This is a genomic window from Flavobacterium sp. (assembly GCF_044349645.1).
Taxonomy (GTDB): Bacteria; Bacteroidota; Bacteroidia; order Flavobacteriales; family Flavobacteriaceae; genus Flavobacterium.
This window is the reverse complement of record NZ_JBIKQP010000054.1, coordinates 1-4,178: the sequence shown is the minus strand read 5'-3', so window position 1 is coordinate 4,178 and position 4,178 is coordinate 1. Positions and strand designations below refer to the sequence as shown.

The 4,178-nt window shown below is 30.9% G+C and carries 4 protein-coding genes; all 4 read left to right on the top strand.

The genetic code is table 11. The features are described from left to right. Positions 1 to 102 precede the first annotated feature (102 nt). The 4 genes from AC9UFV_RS08910 to AC9UFV_RS08895 all read left to right on the top strand — a co-directional run bounded on the left by AC9UFV_RS08910 (position 103) and on the right by AC9UFV_RS08895 (position 3,988). The gene (locus tag AC9UFV_RS08910) at positions 103 to 1,335 is read left to right on the top strand and encodes a restriction endonuclease subunit S (protein ID WP_509574967.1); all 1,233 of its coding nucleotides are present in this window, start codon (positions 103 to 105) and stop codon (positions 1,333 to 1,335) included. A gap of 58 nt (positions 1,336 to 1,393) precedes the next feature. After that, complete coding sequence (locus AC9UFV_RS08905; RefSeq protein WP_509574965.1) at positions 1,394 to 2,074, top strand: hypothetical protein; 681 nt, start codon at positions 1,394 to 1,396, stop codon at positions 2,072 to 2,074. Continuing rightward, complete coding sequence (locus tag AC9UFV_RS08900; protein WP_509574963.1) at positions 2,064 to 3,653, top strand: tetratricopeptide repeat protein; 1,590 nt, start codon at positions 2,064 to 2,066, stop codon at positions 3,651 to 3,653. Before AC9UFV_RS08905 ends, AC9UFV_RS08900 begins: the two co-directional genes overlap by 11 nt. A 101-nt stretch (positions 3,654 to 3,754) precedes the next feature. Beyond that, positions 3,755 to 3,988 (top strand): hypothetical protein, encoded by a 234-nt coding sequence (locus tag AC9UFV_RS08895; protein ID WP_509574961.1) that lies wholly within the window; start codon positions 3,755 to 3,757, stop codon positions 3,986 to 3,988. The last annotated feature ends 190 nt before the right edge of the window (positions 3,989 to 4,178 follow it).

The following is a 4,178-nucleotide window of genomic DNA, read 5'->3' as shown; positions in this document are numbered from 1 at the left end:
TGGCAATAGTTGTAATAAATAAAATCAATATTTAAACCGTTGGATAACAAGTTGTTTTTTATTTGACCGTTATTTGACTGAACAAACAATATGGATGAAAAAATGAAAAATTTACCAAAAGGGTGGGAAATAAAGAAGTTAAAAGAGATTGGTGAAGTAATTTCTGGAGGTACACCATCAACAACAGTTTCTGAATATTGGAATGGGAATATTTCATGGATTTCTCCATCTGATTTGACTGGTTATAATGAAATTAAAATTAGAAGAGGTAAAAAATCAATAACAGAATTAGGACTAAAAAAATCATCTGCTAAATTAATGCCTAAAGGTTCGGTTTTATTTTCATGTAGAGCTCCAATTGGTTATGTAGCTATTGCGGATGAAGAACTTTCTACAAATCAAGGGTTTAAAAGTATAATACCTAATGCAAACATTGATTCATTATTCATTTATTATTTTTTAAAAAATTCAAAACAAGAAGCTGAAAAAGTTGCCAGTGGTACTACCTTTAAAGAAATATCATTAAGAAATTTTTCAGACCTTCAAATCCCTCTCCCTCCACTCGAAACCCAACAACACATCGTTTCTAAAATTGAGGAATTATTTAGCGAATTGGAAAAGGGTGTAGAAGAATTAAAGAAATCATTAGAGCAGTTGAAAGTGTACCGCCAAAGTGTTTTGAAATGGGCGTTTGAAGGTAGGTTTACAAATGAAAATGTAAAAGAGGGAGAATTTCCAGAGGGGTGGGAGGTGAAAAAATTAGGAGAAGTTTTTAATTTTATTGGAGGGGGAACACCAAGTAAAAATGAAAAAGCCTACTGGAATGGAAAAATTCCGTGGGCATCAATAAAAGATATAAAAGGAGAATATTTAACTCAAACATCAGATTTTATTACAGATGAAGGATTAAAAAAAAGTACGACTAATCTAGCTAAAAATGGTGAATTAATAATTGCCACACGAATTAATCCTGGTAGACCAATAATTACAAAGATTGAAACTACAATAAATCAAGATTTAAAAATTGCAAGACCAAAAGTAAATATTGATATAAAATTTGCTTTCTATTTCTTTCTTAACAGAGAAAATGAAATTTTGAAAAAGTCTAGCGGAACGACTGTATTAGGAATTAGACTTGAAATTCTTAATGATATTGAAATTTCTTTTCCATCAATAGAAGAACAACACCAAATAGTCCAAGAAATCGAAAGTCGTTTGAGTGTAGCGGATAAAATGGAAGAACAAATAAAAACAAGTTTACAACAAGCCGAGGCGTTGAAGCAAAGTATTTTGAAGAAAGCGTTTAGCGGGGAGTTGGTGACAGGTCGTGTCTGATCATACTAATCAAATAAATTTCGATATTTTGAATTATGCGAGAAATAAAATAATAATTATGTCAAAAGAAATAGAGTCAGTTGGTAAGTGTTTGTATTGTAATGAAATTGTAGATTCGTTAGAAATTAAAAAACACCTTGAGAAGCATCTTAAAGCTAAGGAAAAAGAATCAAAAAATAATGCAACGGAAAACTATTGTTATGTTGAAGTTGAATCAGAAAACTATTTTCTTCAATTGCTTGTGAAAGGAGATGCAAAAATGAAAGTAATAGATACTTTTTTAAAGAAAATTTGGTTGGATTGTTGTGGTCATTTAAGTGGTTTTTCACATCGACAGTATAAGGTTTCAAAATCTCATTCGGTTGAAGATGTTTTTCAACCTCGTGTAAAAATAGGGTATGAATACGATTATGGATCAACTACTTATCTGGAATTGAAAGCAGGTAAACAATTTATGTTACCCACTCAAAAAAAAGACGTGGTTTTATTATCTAGAAATGAACCATTGCCTTTAGGGTGTGATATTTGTCATAAGAAAGTAGCAACGTCATTATGTTCTTGTTGTTTATGGGAAGATGAATCTCATTTTTGTGATAATTGCAAAGAAAAACACGGTGAACATTGTTCGGATTATTTGGATTGGGCAGAAATGCCAATTGTTAATTCTCCTCGTATGGGAGTTTGCGGCTATGAAGGAGGAACAATAGATAAAGAAAGAGATGGAATTTATGGAAAATAACAAAATCAAGACAAATTTTACAATTTCGTATGATGCTGATTTCATATCGAAAATTTATGATACGACTCCTGCTCAAGAAAAGTTATTAAAAGAGATAGTGAATCGTATTCACGGGAAAATAGATAAAGCGTTTATACGAAAGATAGATAAACTTTGCAAAGAGAATCCGAATTTACCTCAATTGCGAAATTATTTGACAGTAGCTTACAAAGAAATTGGACAATATGATAAGGCGGTGAAAATTAATGAGGAATTATTAAAAGATTTCCCTAATTATCTGCACGCTCGTTTGAATGCCGCAAATTTTTGTTTTTATCAAGGAAAACCAGAAGAAGCATTGGAATATTTAGGGAATAATTTGGATCTTAAAGAATTGTATCCAGAAAGAGACGAGTTCCATTTTTCAGAGGTTCAGTCGTTTTATTATACCACCGTGCTCTATGCTATTGCAAAAGAAGATTTAGTATTAGCGGAAAATAGATTTGAATTTTATAAATCATTAGATGAAGAAAATCCACGTATTGAGGAATTAGAAAGTCATATAATGAATTTACGAGGCATGCTTCGTATAAAAAGGAGGAAAGAATTAAATGAAGTATTTGGAGATTTTAATGGTCGACCAATACCTGAAATTCAAGATGTTCAATTACCTATGCTTCATCATGAGGAAATTTGGAGGTTGTATGAAGTGGGATTTTCAAAATCTGCAGAAAAAATACAAGATTTGTTACTGCTTCCAAGAAAAACATTAATTGAAGATTTAGAGTTGGTATTGCAAGATGCGGTTTCACGTTACAATGAATTTAGTGAAGAAGGGTGGGATCTCAAACTTCATTCCTTCTTATTGCATGCTTTATTTTTATTGAGAGAAATACATTCTGAAGAAAGTTTAGCGAAAATCAAAGAGGTATTATCCTATGATAAAGAAATGATTGAATTTTATTTTGGGGATGATTTATGCGAAATCGTTTGGTTGGTGCTTTTTGATTTAGGTAAAAATAAACTTTCGGAATTGGAAGAGTATCTCTATCGTCCAGAAGTTCATACATTTACAAAAACCGAATTTGCAGTAGCCTTGGTTCAACTTGCAATTCATTATCCTGAAAAACAACCAGAGATCATTCAGATTTTTAAACGCTTATTTGAGTTTTTGTTAGATGATACAATTGAAAATAGACCGATTGACCCAACATTTTTGGGATTGGCAATTTCAGATTTAGTATATTTTTCTTTAGATGATGTTGTTCCTTTAATTAAAGAACTTTTTGATCGAGGATATATAGATTTAGATATTATGGGAGACTGGAAGGAATTTGAGGTGATTTACAACGAAAAGTCGGATGTAAAAGAGGAGATCGGTAGAGAGATAAAGACAATTGAAGAAGTATATTCTATAAGTTATCAAGATTGGGATGAAGAGGAGTATTTTGAAAATGCAGATTTTGAATTTGATATGGAGGAGCGCATGGAGCAAGTTTTATATCCAAAACAGACACCTGTTATTTCTACCAAAATAGGAAGAAATGATCCTTGTGTATGCGGGAGTGGTAAGAAATATAAAAAATGTTGCGGGAAGTGATTTTTTAAAATTTCAACTTTAAAGTTTATAAAATAGTCAAATATTTTGTAAAATACAACTTTTATATTTGTTTGTGATGTTGTAAGTTTGTGTTAGGAAATATGGCAACAAAGGAAGAAATCAATCGGTTTTTAAAACAATTTCAAGAGAAGAAAAGTATTTGGTCTATTTTATTTCGTGATGATCGCGGTAAAAATGCAGAAACTTTAACTGTTTTGGAGATAACTCCAAATAAACGAATTGAAATTATTGACACATTAAAAGTGATTGATTATTCAGAAGGTCCTTTAAATGAAAAGTTGTATGGAGGTTCTGATATGTGGGTGTTTGGTTGAGAAATCAAAAACAAAGAAATTTATATAAAAATTTCAATGGGTTTTGAAGGTTCTCAAGTTATTTGTATTTCGTTTCATATTGCAGAATTTCCAATGAAATATCCTTATAAATAGAAAGTTATGAAAAGTCCGTTTACAGGTAAGGAAATGATTTTAGTACGTGAAAAACGTGCACTTACATTTAGAAAAG